We start from the raw sequence: 17,872 nt of genomic DNA on the forward strand, positions 1-17,872 counted from the left end.
AGAGAACTCAACGCGTAGGCAAGTTACTGATAAGCAATTTATCGGCCGCGACCGGCGGGCATCGGCCGCCGGCGCCAGATTGGCCTCTGTCAGGATGTCGCAGTGGACAGGAACGTTATTGTTCCTTGTCCTTGCCCGACATGATGTCGAAATAGGTCCGCCGCGACTTGTCCTCTCCGGCGCCATAAGCATAGCTCGGCGACGGCGTCTGGTAGCCCGGCGGCGGCTCGACCAGCGACTGGCGCGGCGGCTCGCTCGTGAATTGCTTGGTCTCGCCCTTGCCGCCCTTCAACATGCCCCAGAGGCCGCCGGAGAAACCGAGCTCGGCGGGGCTGAGGGATGGATTGCCGTTGGTGCCGGGCTGGATCGGATCGTTGCTCGTCCGCTCAGGCGCAGCCGTCTGGCCAACTTTCATCTCGGCCGGCGTCAGCGCCCGGCCCGCCTGCCAGCTCTCGGTCTGCTTGGTCGCCTTCTTGCGCGCCGCGATGGCTTCCTTGCGGCGCTTCTCCTCGGGGTCCTTGGGCCAGTTCGGCGCATTCTTGGCCTGGGTCGCGGGAGGCGGCAGGTCGAGCTTGGGCGGCACGACCAGCGGCGAGCGCTCGCGGTATTCGATGCCGGGCTTTTCCATGCTCTTGGCGCCGATGCCGGACATCAGATTGTCGATGATCTTCTCTTCGAAGGTCATCCCGTCATCTTCGTCGTCGTCGCCGTCACCGGCGCGGACCGGGCCGGCCGTCATGACGAGGCCGATGCCGAGCGCGACAGCGGACAATTTCAACGCCCGCCAGAAACCCGATTGGGGGTCTCGAACCGTCGATCCGCTGGTCTTCGAGCTGCGCATTGCTGTACCTGTCTCATATTGTGGCAGATTGCTGCTCATTGCCGACCGCTCGCACGCGGCCAATCCTCGCAAAAAAAGCAAGGTTCCGCCTGCCAGCCCGTATCGGCCGGGATCAGGGCGCTTTTGCGGCGGGTACCCCCAGGAAGGAATCATACAATAGGGCCGCCACCCCAGCAACGATGGCCACGTCCGCGAGGTTGAAAACGTACCAATTATAGGTCGTTCCGCCGATTTCGATGTGAAACAGGGCGAAATCGACCACCGCGCCATGGACCAGGCGGTCGATGCCGTTGCCGATGGCGCCGCCGATGATCAGCCCCAGCGCGACCGTCGCGAGGCGGGTGTGCGACCGGACCATCCAGACCGCCAGCGCCACCACCGCGATGGCCTTGACCGCCATCAGCGCGAGCTGGGCCGCCTGGCCGTCGTTCTGGAGCCAGCCGAAGCTGATGCCGACGTTCCAGGCCAGCCAGAGGTCGAAGAACGGCGTCACCTCGACCTTGCCGCGGCGGGCGAGGTCGAACACGTTCAGCAGCCAGAGTTTCGAGGCCTGGTCGGCCACCAGGGTGACCAGGGCCGCAAGGATGCCGGCGCGCAGCGGGGTCATGGCCGGGATCAGACGCTCACGCCCAACGCCTTCCATTCGCGCAGCGCCTGGGCGTCGCGCGGGGTGACGTCGGGATATTCGGCGTCCTCGCCGACCGTCGGCGAGATCTTCCAGGAACGGGCGCATTTGGTGCCGACCGCCTTCTCGACCACGACCGCGACACCCGGCACAGCGTCGAGACGGAATGCATTGGCCGGCGCCTCGCCCTCACGCACCTCGTAGTTCGAGGTGATGCAGACTTCGGCCAGATCGGTGTCGAACAGCACCATCAGCATGTCGCGGTCGGCGACATAGATCACCGGCGAAGCTTCCAGCGACGAACCGATGTTCTTGGCGGCACGCTCGAGCTCCAGCGCGCCGGTGACGACGCGGCGGACGTTGCGGATCGTTTCCCACTTCGCGGCGAGCCCGTCGTCGCGGAGCTTTTCGATACCTTCGGGGAACAAGGTCAGATGCACCGACGGCTCTGCGCTCGGGCGGAACATCCGCCACGCCTCGTCGGTGGTGAAGCTCAGGATCGGCGCCAGCCACTTCAGGATGGCATCGCACAGCATGTCGATCGTGGTCAGCGCGGCCTTGCGCGCCGCCGAGGACGGCGGATCGCAATACAGCGTGTCCTTGCGGATGTCGAAGTAGAACGCCGACAGCTCCGAGTTCATGAAGGCCGCAAGGCTCGCGACCACGGTCTTGTAGTCGAACGCGGCATAGGCGTTGCGAACCGTCTCGGCATGGCCGGCCAGCTCGTGCAGCATCAGCCGCTCGAGCTCGGGCATGTCGGCATAGGCGACCTTCTCGCTCGGCTTGAAGTGATGCAGCGTTCCCAGCATCCAGCGGATCGAGTTGCGCAGCTTGCGATAGGTCTCGATGGTGTTCTTCAGGATCTCCGGGCCGATGCGCTGGTCGTCGGCATAGTCGGTGGCGCAGACCCACAGGCGCAGGATGTCCGCGCCCGAATCCTTGATCACCTTCTGCGGCTCGACGGTGTTGCCGAGCGACTTCGACATCTTGCGGCCGTTCTCGTCGAGCGTGAAGCCGTGGGTCAGCACGATGTCGTAGGGCGCGCGGCCGCGCGTGCCGGCGCTCTCCAGCAGCGAGGAATGGAACCAGCCGCGATGCTGGTCGCTGCCTTCGAGATACATCACGGTGTCGTCGCCGCCGTCGATCTTGCGGACGATGTTGCCGAGCTGCGGGAAGTTCTGGCGATCTTCCAGCACGAAAGCGTGCGTGGAGCCGGAATCGAACCAGACGTCGCAGATGTCGTCGACTTTCTTCCAGTCTTCGGATGCGCGCGTTCCGAGGAAGCGCTCGCGGGCGCCATCCATGTACCAGGCGTCAGCACCTTCCTCCATGAAGGCTTCGGTGATGCGCTGGTTGACGATCTCGTCCTGCAGGATCTCGGCCGAGCCGTCGGCCTTCTCGCGCACGAACACGGCGATCGGCACGCCCCAGGCGCGCTGGCGCGAGATCACCCAGTCCGGACGGTTGGCGATCATGCCGTTGATGCGGTTCTCGCCCGACGGCGGCACCCATTGCGTGACCGAGATCGCACGCAGCGCGCGGGCGCGCAGCGTGTCGCCCTTCTTGGCATGGCCGTCCTCGCTGATGTCCTTATCCATCGCGATGAACCATTGCGGCGTGTTGCGGAAGATCACCGGCTTCTTCGAGCGCCACGAATGCGGATATTGGTGCTTGAGGCGGCCGCGCGCGAGCAGCTTGCCGCTCTCGATCAACGCCTTGATCACGGCCTCGTTGGCATCGCCCTTCTCGCCCTTGTCGTTGAGCACGCGCTTGCCGGTGAAGCCGGGGGCCTGTGCGGTGTAGGCGCCGTTCTCGTCGACGGTGTAGGGGATCGCGGTCGAGATGCCGCGCGCATCGAGCTCGCGGGTGTTGGCCGTCCAGACGTCGAAGTCCTCGCGGCCGTGGCTCGGCGCGGTGTGCACGAAGCCGGTACCGGTGTCGTCGGTGACATGCTCGCCGGCGAGCAGCGGCACGATGAACTCGTAGCCGCCATCGAGGCCCTTCAGCGGATGGGCGCATTCGACGGCATCCAGCGTGTCGCCGGGGATGTCGCGCACCTTCTCATAGGACGTGACGCGCGCCTGCTTGAACACTTCGGCGGCAAGCGCATCGGCGAGGATCAGGAGATCGCCGGTCTTGGCCCAATTGTCCGCGGGCGCATCCGTCACCTTGTAGAGGCCGTAGACGATCTTCGGCGAGAACGAGATGGCGCGGTTGCCGGGCAGCGTCCACGGCGTGGTGGTCCAGATCACGACGCTGGCGTTGGCGAGCGCGCCGTGCGCGGGCGAGGTGACCGGGAATTTCACCCAGACCATATCGGAGGTGTAATCCTCGTATTCGACCTCGGCTTCGGCGAGCGCGGTCTTCTCGACCACGCTCCACATCACCGGCTTGGAGCCGCGATAGAGCGTGCCGTTGGCGGCGAACTTCATCAGCTCGCGCGCGATCTGCGCTTCGGCGGGGTAGGTCATGGTCTCATAGGGATGATCCCAATCGCCGATGATGCCGAGCCGCTTGAATTCCTCGCGCTGCACGTTGATCCAGTGCGTCGCATAGGCGCGGCACTCTTTACGGAACGCCACCATCGCGGCGGAGTCGCGGAAGTCGGGCTTCTGCTTGCCCTTCTTGCGATAGTTCTCCTCCTCGATCTTCCATTCGATCGGCAGGCCGTGGCAATCCCAGCCGGGCACGTAATTGGAGTCGAAGCCGAGCATCTGCTGGCTCTTGGTCACGACGTCCTTGAGGATCTTGTTCAGCGCGTGCCCGATATGGATGTTGCCGTTGGCGTAGGGCGGGCCGTCATGCAGCACGAACTTGGCGCGGCCCCGGGCTTCCTGGCGCAGCTTGTCGTAGAGGCCGATATCGTTCCAGTATTTCAGCAGTTCCGGCTCGCGCTGCGGCAGGCCGGCGCGCATCGGGAATTCGGTCTGCGGCAGGTACAGGGTTTTCGAATAGTCGTTGACTTCAGACTTTTGGGACTTCTGCGGCTTTTCGGACATGAGGCTGACTGGCTCGGAAATGGCGCGGGAACGGATGGCGATGCGGAATCGCGGGGTGAAACGACGAAATCCCGGTCTTGCGCCGAGCCGAAGGCTCAGGCGGAAGCCGGGCCGCTAATCCCTATGATGCGCCGCGCAAACATGGGCTCTCCATAGCAGCCGGGCGGAGGAAGCGCAAAGGCTGGGCGGGCCGGCTTTCGGCCTCAATCGACCGCGCCGAGCCGCGGAAACGCGTCCGGGGCGGCGGCCAGCATGGCGCGGGAGCGGACGGAATCGTCGTCCATCTGGCGGATCAGGGCCTCCAGACTGTCGAATTTCAGCTCCTCGCGGATGAAGCCGACGAAGGCGCAGTCGAGCGCCTGCCCGTAGAGGTCGCCCTTGAAGTCGAACAGGAAGATCTCCAGCAGCGGGGCGCCATTATCAAAGGTCGGGCGGCGGCCGAAGCTTGCCACCCCGTCGAGGCGCTCGGCGCCGCGGCCGACCCGCACGGCATAGATGCCGTGCTTCAGTCCGCAATTGGCGTCCAGGCGGATATTGGCGGTGGGGTAGCCGAGGTCGCGGCCGCGCTTCTCGCCGTGAATGACCTCCCCGGTGATGAACCACGGCGCCCCCAGCATGGTGGTGGCTTCGTCGAGCTGGCCTTCGGCCAGCGCGATCCGGATCGCGCTGGAGGACACCGGCCGCTCGTCGATATCGACATGCGGCTGGACGTCGACCTCGATGCCGAGCCGGGGTGCCTCGTTCACGAGCAGGCCCGGGGAGCCGACCCGTCCCTTGCCGAAATGGAAGTCGTAGCCGACCGCGATGCCGCTGACGCCGAGCCGCCCGATCAGGTCATGGTGAATGAAATCTTGCGCGGTGGTGCCGGCCCGCGCCTTGTCGAAGGTCATGACCACGGCGCCGGCGAGCCCGGTGCCGGCCAGCAGCCGCAGCTTGGCCGGTTCGTCCGTCAGGCGGAATTGCGGGGTGTTGGGGCTGAAGAATCGCCGTGGATGTGGCTCGAAGGTCAACGCCAGCGCAGGGCGGCCATGCGCGCGGCCCATTTCCATGGCCGCTGCGATCACCGCGCGATGGCCAAGATGAACGCCGTCGAAATTGCCCATGGCGACCACGGCGCCCTTCAATATCGCGGAATCCGGCGTCGTATCGCGGATAACGGTAAAATGCGGGGCCATCAGGGGAATTCTCGAAGCGGCAGGACCGGTCCGGACCGTGGCTTGACCGGCCGGACGAAGTCAAGCGGCAGGGGGCGACCGGATTGAACGTGATTTCAGTCCTTCGGGGCCGCCTGCGATTAACGCGCTGTTTAACGCCTTGGTGCTAGTCCTTGAAACGTGGAACTGAGGGGCTGGAGCCCGACGGGTCCGATTGTAGCAATCCTGGGTTTGCGTTTGGGGGAGTCGAGATGGCGGTTGATTTGTCGATGTCGGTTCTGGTGGTGGACGATTACAGCACCATGATCCGTATCATCAGGAATCTGCTGAAGCAGCTTGGCTTCGAGAATATCGACGATGCCAGCGACGGTTCGGCAGCGCTGAACAAGATGCGCGGCAAGAAGTACGGGCTCGTGATTTCCGACTGGAACATGGAGCCGATGACGGGGTACGACCTGCTGCGCGAAGTGCGCGCGGATCCGAACCTCGCCACCACGCCCTTCATCATGATCACGGCGGAATCGAAGACCGAGAACGTGATCGCGGCGAAGAAGGCCGGCGTGAACAACTATATCGTCAAGCCGTTCAATGCGGCGACGCTGAAGACCAAGATCGAGGCGGTCTTCCCGGACATGGCGAGCGCGTAAGCGCGCGCCTGACCGCACAACAATCTTTCCATTTGGAACGTCATGCCCGGGCTTGGCCCGGGTATTCGGCGTTTGTGGATTGCAAGTGAAGTCGTGGATCGTGGATGGCCGGGGCGAGCCCGCCATGACGGCGACTGGGGCTAAGCAATTGGTCTAAGCCCGCGGCATCTGCGCGGGCTCTGCCATCACCACTTCAATTCGCGCATCAAGGCCTTCGGCGGGTGGCCGAACAATTCCATCACCGAGTTCGGGTCGAGCTGGTCGAGGCCCTCGAACTCCTCGGCGTGGATGCCGCGGGTGACGAACAGGCAGTCGATGCCGAATTCGCGCGCGCCGGTCAGGTCGGTGCGAACCGAATCGCCGATTGCCAGCACCTTCTTGCGGTCGATCTGGTGGCCCTGGCGTTCGCCGGCAAGCGCCATGGCGCGCTCGTAGATCGGCCGGTGCGGCTTGCCGTAGAAGATCACCTCGCCGCCGAGCTCGCGATAGAGCTCCGCGATCGCGCCGGCGCAATAGATCAGCCGGTCGCCGCGCTCAACCACGATGTCGGGGTTGGCGCAGACCAGCGTCAGCTTGCGCTCGCGCGCCTGCAGCATCATGCCGCGATAGTCTTCCGCCGTCTCGGTCTCGTCGTCATAGAGACCGGTGCAGACGATGTAGTCCGCCTCTTCCAGCGGTGCGGTGGTCGCATCGAGGCCGCGATAGATCGAGTTGTCGCGCTCGGGGCCGAGCCAGAACATCTTGCTGCCGGGATGCTCGGCGACATAGAGCCGGGTCAGATCGCCCGACGAGACGATCGCGTCATAGGTCTCGTCGGCGACGCCCAGCTTGCGCAACTGCCGCTGCACCGAGTCGGCCGGGCGCGGCGCGTTGGTGATCAGGATCACCGTACCGCCACGGCTGCGATAGGTGTGCAGCGCCTCGCAGGCTTCGGGGAAGGATTCCAGGCCGTTATGGACCACGCCCCAGATGTCGCTGAGCACGACGTCCACACCACCCACGAGCTCGCGCAGGCTTTCGGCGAAATGCAGCGTGGTCATGATGCGTGCGGCCGATCAGATGCGGCGCGCGAGCGCCGCGTTGCCGGTGATGCGTTGGGCTGGAGGCGCGGAAGACGCAGCGCCTGGGCTGGGGGAAGCGGAGCCATTGGATCCCTGAATGTCCTGCGCCTGGTTCGGCGAGGCCCCGCCGGTAGCAGAAGCCCCTTCCGGCCGCAATGGCCGGGGCGGCGCGAACAGGAATCCCTGGCCGAATCGCACGTCATAGTCGAGCAGATCGACCACCGCGCGCTCGCCCTCGATCCGCTCGGCGATCAGGTCGATGCCGAAGCGGCCGAGCAGGTCGGAGAGGTCGGACGGGTGGATGTCCGAGGTCGAAGCCTGCCTGGGATCGAGCAGCAGGTTGGCCGGCACCTTGATGAAGCGCACGCCGCGGTCGGCGAGCTCGCGCGGCTCGATCCTGAGGTCCGTGACATGGTCGATCGAGAAGCGGAAGCCGCGCTGGGCGAGCGCGGCGAGATTCTCGGTCTCGACCGGGCCGAGATTGCGGAAGGTCGATTGCTTGAACTCCAGCACCAGCGAGGGCGCCAGCGCGCGGTTGGCTTCGAGGAAGTCGAGGCATTGCCCGAAGGTGGTGGAATTGCCGAGCGTCGAGGCCGCGACGTTGCAGAACACGCCGACATCCTTGTTGCGCACCATCAGGCGGCGCAGCACCTGCACACAGCGCAGCATCACCATGTTGTCGATGCGCCCGATCAGCCCGGAGGCCTCTGCGATGCTGATGAATTCCTCGGCGGCAATCAGCTGGTCGCGCTCGTCGCGCACCCGCGTTACGGCCTCGTAGAACCGCACCTTGCGCTGCGGCAGCGTCACCATCGGCTGGAGGAAGATGTCGATGCGGTTCTCGTCGACGGCGTTGCGCAGCGTCGCCAGCATCTGGGTCTGGCCGCGGCCGTTGGCGGTTTGAGCCGGATTGGCGCCCTGGGTCTGAACCGCCGGTGCGGACCGCGACGGCACTATGGGGCGCTGCGGCGCTGCGGGAAGCGGCGGCGCAACCGGGCGTTCCTCGACCGCTGCGATCAGATCGATCGGCGCCTCCAGTTCCGGCCGCGTCACTGCCGCAGCCGGAGAGGGCGCCGGTGCTGCGCCGGCCAGCATGTCTTCATGGGCCGACACGGTGGTGGCGAGCTGCTTGACCAGCCCGCCGAGCTCGTTGATCTCGCCGACCACCGACTGGATGCGGTCGGAATTGGTCGAATTGGACGAGGCGATCCGTCCCTCGATGGCAGCCAACCGGCGGCCGAACTCGGCGACCTGGCGGGCGAGGTCGGCGGTGCCGCGGGAGAGGTCGGCGATCTGGCCGCCGACGTCGCTGCGGTCGCGCAGCCGCATCGACACCGCGTTGTAGAGGATCAGGAAGGTCAGCGCCGTCAGCGCCACAATCGCGGATTCAGTTCCGCTGATGCCGGCGACCGAGTAGAGCACCAGCCCGAGCGAAGCCGCGACCAGAACCATGCAGATGGCGATGAAGATCGTCGAAATGCGAATCATGCCGCGCGTTACGCCTCAAAGAGCTGACAGCCTCACCCCCGGGAAAACACGGGCCGCGTCCGGTCCCGTCACGCCTCATGCTCCCCCAAGCCGTATCACCCTAACATCATTGTTGATTCGAGGGGATAGCGGCCTCGTTGCGGCTCATGTCAGACCGGCCCGGCGAAAGCCTTCGAGATAGTGCTCGCGGTCGGAGGCGAGCTTCACCGGCATGAACTCCGCGATCCAGGCCAGCGACACGTTCGGCTGGGCGCGGCGGAGCTCCTTCAGGGCCGCGCGGGCGATCTCGGTCTGCCCGGCCATGCCGGCGGCGGCCGTCAGCACCCGGTGCGCGCCGACGAAGTCGCTGCGCTGGCGCAGCGACTCCTGAGCGAGCCGGATCGCCTCCTCGTAATCGCCGCCGAGATAGCGGGCATAGGCGGCGATGCCGAAATAGACCGGCGCATACGGATCGCGCGGGCTGAGGCGGATCGCCCGCCGCGCGGCTTCGTCGGCCTCCCGCCAGCGGCCGCAATAGCTGAGCGCCAGGCCGTAATAGCCCTGCGCCAGCGCGAAGTTGGGATTGAGCCGGAGCGCCGTCTCGAATTCGGCCAGCGAGTCCTCGAACCGCCGCGCGAACAGGTTGACGTGGCCGAGCGCATTATGGGCCCAGGCATCCTCGTTGTCGGCGCGGATGGCGGCCCGCGCCGCGCGCTCGGCGGCGGAGATGGCGGTCGCCATCTCCATCCAGCCCATATGCGCCGTGAACATGTAGCTGGTGCCGAGCAGGCCGAGCGCCTTGCCGTAGTTCGGGTCGAGCGCGATGGCCTTTTCGAGCAGGACCCGCGCGGCGATGTGATCCTGCTGCGTCACGCGCCAATAATGCGACAGCGCGCGCATCACGAGGTCCCATGCGTCCATGCTGTCGGGCGGCTTGCGCTGGGCGCGAAAACTTTCCGCCGCATAGAGCTGCGGCTCGATCGCGGCGACGATCGCTTCGGTGATCTCGTCCTGGACGGCGAAGACGTCGGCGAGCTCGCGGTCGTAGCGCTCGGCCCAGAGGTGGCTGCCGGTGGCGACGTCGTTGAGCTGGGCAGTGATGCGGACGCGGTCGCCGTCCTTGCGAACGCTGCCCTCGACGACGTAGCGCACGCCGAGCTCTTCGGCGACCTGGCGCAGATGAACCGTACGGCCCTTGTAGATGAAGGAGGAGTTGCGCGCGATCACGAAGAACCATCGCAATTTCGATAGCGCGGTGATGATGTCCTCGCTGATGCCGTCGGAGAAATAATCCTGCTCGGTCTCACCGCTCATGTTGTTGAAGGGCAGCACCGCGATCGCGGGACGATCGGGCAGCGGCAAGACGGCCGGCGTCGGCGCGGCCGGCTTGCTCGCCGCAGCGGGCGCGGCGTCTGAGGAAATCTCCGTGACCGCGCCGACGAACCGCACGCCCTTGCGCGCGATGGTTCGGATCAGCCGCTGCTCCTCGCCATTGTCGCCGACCGCGCGGCGAGCCGCGTTGATCCGGCTCGTCATCGTCGATTCCGAGACAACGCGCCCGTTCCAGATCGCATCGAGCAGATTGTCCCGCGTCACCACGCGCTCGCGATTGCGGACGAGATGAAGCAGCAGATCGAACACCTGGGGCTCGAGCGGGATCAACGTGTCCCCGCGCCGCAATTCGCGGCGCGCGGGGTCGAGCGAAAAATCCTCAAACCGAAGCGTCACGATTCCTCCTCGCTCCCGTCCGGAAATCAAGGGCGTCTCAGCGTAAAATAATGCCGCTCTCAAGGCCAGCGATGCGCATGCGCCCTATCGTCCCGGCGTTTTCAACCCCCAGGAGATTGCCCATGTCGACAGCCGCCGCACTCCAGCCTGCCGTCCCCGATCTTGCCGCCGTCAAGCAGCGCCAGCATGGCGCCTGGTCGTCCGGCGACTATGCCGTCGTCGGTACCACCTTGCAGATCGTCGGCGAGCAGCTCTGTGAGGCACTCGACTTACGCGCCGGCAGCAAGGTGCTGGACGTCGCCGCCGGCAACGGCAATGTGACGCTGGCCGCCGCACGGCGCTGGTGTGACGTCACATCTACCGATTATGTGCCGGCGCTGCTCAAGCGCGGGCGGGAGCGCGCGGCCGCGGAGCATCTGACGGTCCAATTCCGCGAGGCGGACGCCGAAGCGCTGCCGTTTGCCGACGCGAGCTACGACGTCGTGGTCTCGACCTTCGGTGTGATGTTCACGCCGGACCAGGACAAGGCGGCCTCCGAACTCGCGCGGGTCTGCAAATCCGGCGGCAAGATCGGCCTCGCCAACTGGACCCCGCAGGGCTTTATCGGCCAGCTCTTCAAGACCATCGGCAAACACTTGCCGCCGCCGGCCGGCATGAAGTCGCCGGCGCTGTGGGGCACGCCGGCGCGGCTCGAGGAGATGTTCGGCAGTATGGCCTCGGAGATCGTGGCGGAACCGCGCATGTTTGTGTTCCGCTACCGCTCGCCGGAGCACTGGCTCGAGATATTCAAGACGTTCTACGGACCCACGCTGAAGGCGTTTGCCGCACTCGACGAGCGCGGCCAGGCCGCGCTGCAGAGTGATCTCCTGGCGCTGCTCGGCGAGTTCAACCATGCCGATGACGGCACGATCGTCGTGCACAGCGAATATCTGGAAGCCGTCATCACCAAGCGCTGAGATGCTGATGGGGCAGGCCGGACGATCTCCGGCCTGACCGCTTAAGAAGCCATTGCTGACTGCCGCTCGATCTCCGAGTTCAGCTCGGCGCCGAACATGATGACGATCGCCGACATCCACATCCACGTCATCAGGCCGATCGCGGCGCCGAGCGATCCGTAGGTCGCGTTGTAATTGGCGAAGGCCGAGAGGTACCAGGACAGCAGCGACGAGCCGGCGATCCAGAGCAGGGCGGCCGTCACCGCGCCGATGCTCAGCCATTGCCAGCGCGGTGCGTCGCGGCTGGGCGCGAAGCGGTAGAGGACGGCCAGCGCCGCCAGCAGGATGACGAGCAGCAGTGGCCAGCGCGCCAGCGCGACGATCAGCTTGCTCTCCGGCGCAATGCCGAGATGGTCGAGCGCGAGCGGGAAGGCGACCACGGCGCCCACCATCAGCAGGAGCGCGACGATGGCGCCGACCGTGAAGCTCAGCGAAATCAGGTTCAGCTTGATGAAGCCGCGCTTCTCGCGCTCCTCATAGGCGACGTTGAGCGCGTCGAAGATGGATTTGACGCCGGCATTGGCGCTCCAGACCGCAAGCACGAGGCCGAACAGGAAGGCCGCGCCCAGCACGCTGTTGCCTTTCGAGACCACGCGCGCGACCTGGTCCTCGACGATCTCGAACGTGCCCGCGGGCAGCATCAGCGCCAACCTCTGGAGATTGTCACTGATGGTGGCGGGATCGGCGAACAATCCGTAGGACGAGACGAGCGCGGTCACCGCGGGGAAGATCGCGAGCAGCCCGAAGAAGACGACGCCGCCGGCGGTCGCCAGCAGGCGATCGTCGTCGATGCGCTTGTAGGTGCGCCAGAGGATGTCCTTCCAGCCCGCCCAGGGAATCGCGAACGGGCTCGTCGAGCGGCGGCCGCGGCCGGGCTGCATGGCGGCGCCTGTCGGGCTGGTTTCCGGTGAGTTGCCTTCCTTGTTGCGATGGTCTTGCGGAGGCCCCGATCCGATCAGGCCGGTCTCCTGGAAATAGCGCTCCGCCGTGAGGACGAAGACGGCGGTGGCGGCGACCAGCAGCCAGGAGTCGAGCTGCCCGGAGCGCCGCGCACGCATCTCAGGCGTCCAATCCGTGGCTGTGGTGCCGCCGGCGCGCGGCCGTGAAGCCCAGTAATCCGATCGCGGCGAGCATCAGGCCAAGCTGCACGGAGCGGTTGGTCCGGGCTGACGAGGCACTGCCGCCATGGCTGCGTTCATGGCCGCGTTCGCCCGGCGCGAGCGGCACCAGCGGGATCGTGGTCGCGACCTCCTTCACCGCCTGCTTGACCGTTCCGCGCGGGATCCGCGGCGTCGCGATCGCAACGCGCATGCGGCTGGCGAGCGGCACGATCGGGCGGGTCCGGCGATTCATCTGGGCCATGGCCACCCCGGCGCACATTGCGGCGAGCACCAGCAGCACGGCCGCGACGGCACCCAGACCCCAGAATTGGCCGTAAGCGATGGCGACCCAGCGGTAGAGCGCGACCAGGCCGACGAAGAAGGTCGCAATCAGGAACAGCGCGGCGACCGCGAACAGTCCCGCCGCCACCGCGTAGGAGGTCAGGCGCCCCGTGGTCTGGCTGGTGCGGTCGCGCAGGTAGGACCGGGCCGCGCGCTTGAGATGGTTGAGTTTCAGCGCCATGCCGGCGCGCAGCAATTCACCCGATGGCGCGAGCATGCGGACATCCTCCGAGAGCGAGACATTCGTCGGGGGATGAACGTGGCGGAATTTGACTGGTTCCGCCGGCGCGCGTTTTGCCGGACCGGATCAGCCGAGATCGGCGGCCGCGATCCAGAACACCTCGCCCTCGGAATCTTCGGTGTCGAGCCAGAGCAGTGGCAGTTCCGGGAAGGCCTCGTCGACCAGGTCGCGGCCGCGTCCGATTTCGCAGATCAGGCCGCCGTCCGGCGTGAGGTGATCGGGCGCGTCCTGCAGAATGCGCCGGACCACGTCGAGACCGTCCGCGCCGCCGTCGAAGGCGAGCTTGGGCTCGGCCCGGCATTCCGGCGGCAATGCCGCCATGCCTTCGGCATCCACGTAAGGCGGGTTGGTGATGATCAAGTCATACCGCGCATCGCCGAGCGGGGCGAACAAATCGCCGCGATGCAGCGTGATCCGCTCATCGAGCCCGAATTCGCTGACATTGCGGGCGGCGACTTCGAGTGCTCCCTTGGAGATGTCGACGGCGTCGACCGCGGCATTCGGGAAATGATGTGCGGCGAGGATCGCGAGGCATCCCGAGCCCGTGCAGAGATCGAGCACGCGCTCGACGGCGGTGGGATCGTCGATCAGCGAGCCGGGTTCGCCATCGCCGCCGAAATGCGACTCCAGGAGCTCGCCGATGAAGGAGCGCGGAACGATGACGCGCTCGTCCACATAGAAGGGCAGGCCGCGCATGTAGATCTTGTTGACAAGATAGGCGGCCGGTCTGCGCGTCGTGACGCGCTGATGGATCAGGTCGAGGATGGTCTTGCCTTCTGCGGCGGTGATGCGCGCGTGGGCAAACGTTTCGAGCTGGTCGGGATGCAGATGCAGGGCTTCGCAGACCAGGAAGGCGGCTTCGGCGACCGGATCGGTCGTGCCGTGCGCAAAGGCGAGCTTTGCTTCAACGAAGCGGCTCACCGCATAGCGGACGAAATCAAGCAGCGTGAGCAGCTCGCCGGGGCCGACCTTGGCGAGCTTTGGCGCGGCGCGGCCGCGCGCGGTCTTCTTCAGAGTTTTTGCCATCAGGATTTGGTCCAGCGTGCGGCGGCCTCGTCGTCACGGGCGTGGGCCTCGACCCAGCCGGTGCCGGTGGCGCTCTCTTCTTTCTTCCAGAACGGCGCGCTGGTCTTGAGGTAATCCATCAGGAACTCGGCGGCCTGGAATGCGGCCTGCCGATGTTGCGAGGCCGTGAGCACGAGCACGATGTTCTGCCCGGGCATGAAGCGACCGACGCGGTGGATGACGGTGACACCATTGAGCGGCCAGCGCGAAACGGCCTCGTCGGCATGGCGCCTGATCTCGTCCTCGGCCATGCCGGGATAATGCTCGAGCGTCAGCGCGGCGACCTTCGAGCTGTCCTCGTCCGCGCGGCAGATGCCGGAGAAGCTCACGACCGCGCCGATGTCGGTACGGCTTCCGGTCAGGACCGCGATCTCGCGCGCGATGTCGAAATCGTCTTCCTGGATACGGATGGTGATGGGGCAGCCGGTGGCAGGAGAGGTCATGGGCCTAGCCGCCGGTCATGGGCGGGAAGAATGCGATCTCGCGGGCACCCGCGATGGCGGCGTCCGACTTGACATGGGCATGGTCGATCGCGGCGCGGATCACCTTCGGCTTCTCGAAGGCGTAAGCATAGGCCTCGCTCCGGCCGGACAGCCAGGCGATCAGCTCTTCCACGGTACGCACGGTCGCGGGCGGCTCGATGGTCTCCTCGGCCTTGCCGACGCGCTCGCGCACCCAGGCGAAATACTTCACTTTCATCCCTCATCCTCCTTGATGAGGTGATGGATGCCGGCGCGGAAATAATCGTAGCCGGTGTAAATGGTCAGGATTGCCGAGGCCCACAGCAGCGCAAGTCCGATCATCGAGACGACGGGCACCACCTCGTCGCCGGCAGGTCCCGCGAGCAGGAAGCCGATCGCGACGAGCTGGACCGTGGTCTTCCACTTCGCAAGCTTGGTCACGGGCACGCTGACGCGTAGCGCGGCGAGGTATTCGCGCAGGCCCGAGACCAGGATCTCGCGGCACAGGATCACGATGGCGGCCCACAGCGACCAGCCGTGGATGATGCCGTCGGCGGCCAGCATCAGCAGGCACGAGGCGACCAGCAGCTTGTCGGCGATCGGGTCGAGCATCCGGCCGAATGCCGATTGCTGATTCCAGATCCGCGCGTAATAGCCGTCGAGGTAGTCGGTGACCGCGGCCGCGATGAAGATGGCGACGGCGACCCAGCGCAGCCACAGCGGCTGATCCATGATCGACTGCGCATAGATGCATCCGACCACGACCGGGATCGCGGCGATCCGGCCATAGGTCAGGATGTTGGGGAGGGACATCGCGCGGCTGGTGGTCCCTCGTGTCGTGGCGATGTTCATCCGTCCTACCAATACCGCTCAAGCCTGAAGGTCAACCGTCCCGCCCCCAAATGGGGTGCGGGATGCGACGACCTTATGACCGCGTCCCCTTTAGTTCACCCCGGCTGGGGATGGAAATAGTCGAAAATCCTGCGGGCGCTCTCGGCGCTCACCCCCGGAACCTTGCCGAGATCGGCAATCGAGGCCCGTTCGATCTCCTTCAGGGTTCCGAAATGATGCAGCAAGGCACGTTTGCGTGACGGGCCGATGCCCGGAATCTCCTGCAATCCGGCCTCGCGGATGTCCTTCTTGCGCAGCTTGCGGTGCGAGCCGATGACGAAGCGGTGGGCCTCGTCCCGCAGCCGCTGGATGAAATAGAGCACGGGGTCGCGCGGCTCCAGCTTGATCGCCTCGCGCTCCGGCATGAACAGGGTCTCGCGGCCGGCGTCCCGGTCCGGCCCCTTGGCGACCGACATCAGCGACACCTGGGTCAGGCCGAGATTCGTGAAGATCTCCCGGACGGCATTGAGCTGGCCGCGGCCGCCGTCGATGATGACGAGATCGGGCCATTGCGGGAAATCGTCGTCCTTGGCCTTGCCGGCGGCGTCCTCGGGCGGATTGATCAGGCGCTTGAAGCGGCGCTCCAGCACCTCGCGCATCATGCCGTAGTCGTCGCCGGGCGTGAGCCCTTCCGACTTGATGTTGAACTTGCGGTACTGGTTCTTCACGAAGCCATCGGGGCCGGCGACGATCATGGCGCCGACCGCGTTGGCGCCCTGGATGTGGCTGTTGTCGTAGACCTCGATCCGCTTGGGCGCGTGCGGCAGGCTCAGCGTCGTGGCCATCGCGTCGAGCAGGCGGCTTTGGGTCGCGGTGTCCGCCAGCTTGCGGCCGAGCGCTTCGCGCGCATTGGTCAGCGCGTGGGCGACGAGCTCCTTCTTCTCGCCGCGCTTGGGTGCGGTGACCTCGATCTTGTGCCCGGCCTTGATCGACAATGCGTTGGCGAGCAACTCGCTCTCCTCGATCTCATGCGAGAGCAGGATGACTTTCGGCGGCGGCTTGTCGTCGTAGAACTGGGCGAGGAAGGAGCCCAGCACTTCCTCCGGCGTATAAGTCTTCTCCGCGCGCGGGAAATAGGCGCGGTTGCCCCAGTTCTGGCCGGTGCGGAAGAAGAACACTTCGACGCAGGAGAAGCCGCCCTCCTGGTGGATGGCGAACACGTCGGCCTCTTCCACCGTGCGCGGATTGATGCCCTGCTGCGACTGGATCGCCGACAGCGCGGCGAGACGGTCGCGGTAGAGCGCGGCGCGCTCGAACTCGAGCTCGCCGGAGGCCTTCTCCATCTCGCCGGCAAGCTCCTGCTTCACCGCATGGCTCTTGCCCGACAGGAAGTCGGTCGCCTCGCGCACCAGCGTCGTATAGCCGCCGAAGTCGATCTCGCGGGTGCAGGGACCGGCGCAGCGGCGGATCTGGTAGAGCAGGCAGGGGCGGGTGCGGCTCTCGAAGAAGGAGTCCGTGCAGGAGCGGATCAGGAACGCGCGCTGAAGTGCGGTGATGGTGCGGTTGACGGCGCCGGCGGAGGCGAACGGGCCGAAATAGCGCCCGGGCCGGGTCTGCGCGCCGCGATGCTTCAGGATCTGCGGCGCCCAATGGTCGCCGGTGATCAGGATGTAGGGAAACGATTTGTCGTCGCGGAGCTGCACGTTGAAGCGCGGCCGCAGCTGCTTGATGAGGTTGGCTTCGAGCAGCAGCGCCTCGGTCTCGGTGTTGGTCGAGACGATCTCCACGGTCACCGTGGCCGCGATCATGCGCAGGATGCGCGCCGGCTGCGGCGCACTCTGGCGCGCATAGTTGGACAGGCGCTTTTTGACGTTCTTGGCCTTGCCGACATAGAGCACGTCGGCGTTCGCACTGAGCATGCGATAGACGCCGGGTGAGGTCGGGGCGAGGCGGACGGCGCGCTCGATCGCCTCGTGGCCGGTCGCCAGCGGCTCTTCGCCGACCGCGCCGCTCTCCTCCAGGATGTCGGGCAGCAGCGCCTCGTCCTCGTCGTCGCCGCCCGCTGCCGCGGGATCGACGTCCGGCGCCGCCAGGGCTTCGGCCGGGGCGTCTGTCGCAGCAGCGCGCGGCGTTTTGCGCGCGCGGTCGTCCGGATTGTCGGTGGAATCGTGAACCATGGTGCGAATTTAGGCGCTGGGGGTGCTGATTTGAAGTTCCGGCCGCGCGGCACGCACAGGATGGCGGTGCGGTTCCCGGTAACGCTTGCTTAAGCCTGTTAAGAGCGCGGTAACCCGGCTTAACAGGCCTTTAACTTA

16 protein-coding genes are annotated in these 17,872 nt (G+C 66.0%); 2 read left to right on the forward strand and 14 right to left on the reverse strand.

The genetic code is table 11. The features are described from left to right. Positions 1–115: 115 nt before the first annotated feature. From VGR99_RS07070 to VGR99_RS07085, 4 genes are all read right to left on the reverse strand, one after another. Complete coding sequence (locus VGR99_RS07070; protein WP_326897605.1) at positions 116–841, reverse strand: hypothetical protein; 726 nt, start codon at positions 839–841, stop codon at positions 116–118. Between the two features lie 112 nt (positions 842–953). After that, a complete protein-coding gene (gene lspA / locus VGR99_RS07075) occupies positions 954–1,448 on the reverse strand; it encodes a signal peptidase II (protein WP_326897606.1) in 495 nt (164 codons plus the stop codon). Positions 1,449–1,456: 8 nt separating this feature from the next. Next, complete coding sequence (ileS, locus tag VGR99_RS07080) at positions 1,457–4,465, reverse strand: isoleucine--tRNA ligase (RefSeq protein ID WP_326897607.1); 3,009 nt, start codon at positions 4,463–4,465, stop codon at positions 1,457–1,459. Positions 4,466–4,668: 203 nt separating this feature from the next. Beyond that, positions 4,669–5,640, reverse strand: a complete 972-nt coding sequence (locus tag VGR99_RS07085; RefSeq protein ID WP_326897608.1) for a bifunctional riboflavin kinase/FAD synthetase — start codon at positions 5,638–5,640, stop codon at positions 4,669–4,671. A 230-nt stretch (positions 5,641–5,870) separates the two neighbouring features. Between VGR99_RS07085 and VGR99_RS07090 the strand changes: the two genes are divergently transcribed. Further along, positions 5,871–6,266: a response regulator gene (locus VGR99_RS07090; RefSeq protein ID WP_007596883.1), complete on the forward strand. Its 396-nt coding sequence runs from the start codon at positions 5,871–5,873 to the stop codon at positions 6,264–6,266. 185 nt (positions 6,267–6,451) lie between these two features. On the opposite strand, the gene VGR99_RS07095 is transcribed toward VGR99_RS07090, so the two are convergent. The 3 genes from VGR99_RS07095 to VGR99_RS07105 all read right to left on the reverse strand — a co-directional run bounded on the left by VGR99_RS07095 (position 6,452) and on the right by VGR99_RS07105 (position 10,522). Next, entirely contained in the window at positions 6,452–7,306 is an 855-nt protein-coding gene (locus VGR99_RS07095) for a TIGR01459 family HAD-type hydrolase (RefSeq protein WP_326897609.1), read from the reverse strand. A gap of 15 nt (positions 7,307–7,321) precedes the next feature. Further along, positions 7,322–8,815, reverse strand: coding sequence for an EAL domain-containing protein (locus tag VGR99_RS07100; protein WP_326897610.1), 1,494 nt, complete (start codon positions 8,813–8,815; stop codon positions 7,322–7,324). A 144-nt stretch (positions 8,816–8,959) separates the two neighbouring features. Further along, a complete protein-coding gene (locus VGR99_RS07105; RefSeq protein ID WP_326897611.1) occupies positions 8,960–10,522 on the reverse strand; it encodes a winged helix-turn-helix domain-containing tetratricopeptide repeat protein in 1,563 nt (520 codons plus the stop codon). Between the two features lie 122 nt (positions 10,523–10,644). Between VGR99_RS07105 and VGR99_RS07110 the strand changes: the two genes are divergently transcribed. Further along, positions 10,645–11,478 carry a class I SAM-dependent methyltransferase gene (locus VGR99_RS07110; protein ID WP_326897612.1) on the forward strand — a complete coding sequence of 278 codons (834 nt, stop codon included), beginning with the start codon at positions 10,645–10,647 and terminating at the stop codon, positions 11,476–11,478. 41 nt (positions 11,479–11,519) lie between these two features. On the opposite strand, the gene VGR99_RS07115 is transcribed toward VGR99_RS07110, so the two are convergent. From VGR99_RS07115 to uvrC, 7 genes are all read right to left on the reverse strand, one after another. Further along, positions 11,520–12,575: a YihY/virulence factor BrkB family protein gene (locus VGR99_RS07115; RefSeq protein WP_326897613.1), complete on the reverse strand. Its 1,056-nt coding sequence runs from the start codon at positions 12,573–12,575 to the stop codon at positions 11,520–11,522. Between the two features lies 1 nt (position 12,576). After that, the gene (locus VGR99_RS07120; protein ID WP_326897614.1) at positions 12,577–13,176 is read right to left on the reverse strand and encodes a phage holin family protein; all 600 of its coding nucleotides are present in this window, start codon (positions 13,174–13,176) and stop codon (positions 12,577–12,579) included. A 90-nt stretch (positions 13,177–13,266) separates the two neighbouring features. Further along, positions 13,267–14,226, reverse strand: coding sequence for a 50S ribosomal protein L3 N(5)-glutamine methyltransferase (gene prmB, locus VGR99_RS07125; protein WP_326897615.1), 960 nt, complete (start codon positions 14,224–14,226; stop codon positions 13,267–13,269). Then, positions 14,226–14,708: a molybdenum cofactor biosynthesis protein MoaE gene (locus tag VGR99_RS07130; RefSeq protein WP_326897616.1), complete on the reverse strand. Its 483-nt coding sequence runs from the start codon at positions 14,706–14,708 to the stop codon at positions 14,226–14,228. Before VGR99_RS07130 ends, prmB begins: the two co-directional genes overlap by 1 nt. Before the next feature lie 4 nt (positions 14,709–14,712). Further along, complete coding sequence (gene moaD / locus VGR99_RS07135; RefSeq protein ID WP_011090205.1) at positions 14,713–14,964, reverse strand: molybdopterin converting factor subunit 1; 252 nt, start codon at positions 14,962–14,964, stop codon at positions 14,713–14,715. After that, complete coding sequence (gene pgsA / locus VGR99_RS07140; RefSeq protein WP_326897617.1) at positions 14,961–15,578, reverse strand: CDP-diacylglycerol--glycerol-3-phosphate 3-phosphatidyltransferase; 618 nt, start codon at positions 15,576–15,578, stop codon at positions 14,961–14,963. The genes moaD and pgsA overlap by 4 nt, the downstream gene beginning before the upstream one ends. A 95-nt stretch (positions 15,579–15,673) precedes the next feature. Further along, the gene (gene uvrC, locus VGR99_RS07145; protein WP_326897618.1) at positions 15,674–17,734 is read right to left on the reverse strand and encodes an excinuclease ABC subunit UvrC; all 2,061 of its coding nucleotides are present in this window, start codon (positions 17,732–17,734) and stop codon (positions 15,674–15,676) included. Positions 17,735–17,872 lie beyond the last annotated feature (138 nt).

It is taken from the genome of Bradyrhizobium sp., assembly GCF_035935975.1.
In the GTDB taxonomy this organism is placed as follows: domain Bacteria; phylum Pseudomonadota; class Alphaproteobacteria; order Rhizobiales; family Xanthobacteraceae; genus Bradyrhizobium.

Excerpts from the sequence above, each read along its gene's own strand:
- prmB (WP_326897615.1), bottom strand. The coding sequence starts at position 14,226 with ATGGCAAAAACTCTGAAGAAGACCGCGCGCGGCCGCGCCGCGCCAAAG.
- VGR99_RS07120 (WP_326897614.1), bottom strand. The coding sequence starts at position 13,176 with ATGCTCGCGCCATCGGGTGAATTGCTGCGCGCCGGCATGGCGCTGAAA.
- lspA (WP_326897606.1), bottom strand. The coding sequence starts at position 1,448 with ATGACCCCGCTGCGCGCCGGCATCCTTGCGGCCCTGGTCACCCTGGTG.
- VGR99_RS07100 (WP_326897610.1), bottom strand. The coding sequence starts at position 8,815 with ATGATTCGCATTTCGACGATCTTCATCGCCATCTGCATGGTTCTGGTC.
- VGR99_RS07070 (WP_326897605.1), bottom strand. The coding sequence starts at position 841 with ATGCGCAGCTCGAAGACCAGCGGATCGACGGTTCGAGACCCCCAATCG.
- VGR99_RS07085 (WP_326897608.1), bottom strand. The coding sequence starts at position 5,640 with ATGGCCCCGCATTTTACCGTTATCCGCGATACGACGCCGGATTCCGCG.
- moaD (WP_011090205.1), bottom strand. The coding sequence starts at position 14,964 with ATGAAAGTGAAGTATTTCGCCTGGGTGCGCGAGCGCGTCGGCAAGGCC.
- ileS (WP_326897607.1), bottom strand. The coding sequence starts at position 4,465 with ATGTCCGAAAAGCCGCAGAAGTCCCAAAAGTCTGAAGTCAACGACTAT.
- VGR99_RS07090 (WP_007596883.1), top strand. The coding sequence starts at position 5,871 with ATGGCGGTTGATTTGTCGATGTCGGTTCTGGTGGTGGACGATTACAGC.
- VGR99_RS07115 (WP_326897613.1), bottom strand. The coding sequence starts at position 12,575 with ATGCGTGCGCGGCGCTCCGGGCAGCTCGACTCCTGGCTGCTGGTCGCC.
- uvrC (WP_326897618.1), bottom strand. The coding sequence starts at position 17,734 with ATGGTTCACGATTCCACCGACAATCCGGACGACCGCGCGCGCAAAACG.
- pgsA (WP_326897617.1), bottom strand. The coding sequence starts at position 15,578 with ATGAACATCGCCACGACACGAGGGACCACCAGCCGCGCGATGTCCCTC.
- VGR99_RS07110 (WP_326897612.1), top strand. The coding sequence starts at position 10,645 with ATGTCGACAGCCGCCGCACTCCAGCCTGCCGTCCCCGATCTTGCCGCC.
- VGR99_RS07095 (WP_326897609.1), bottom strand. The coding sequence starts at position 7,306 with ATGACCACGCTGCATTTCGCCGAAAGCCTGCGCGAGCTCGTGGGTGGT.
- VGR99_RS07130 (WP_326897616.1), bottom strand. The coding sequence starts at position 14,708 with ATGACCTCTCCTGCCACCGGCTGCCCCATCACCATCCGTATCCAGGAA.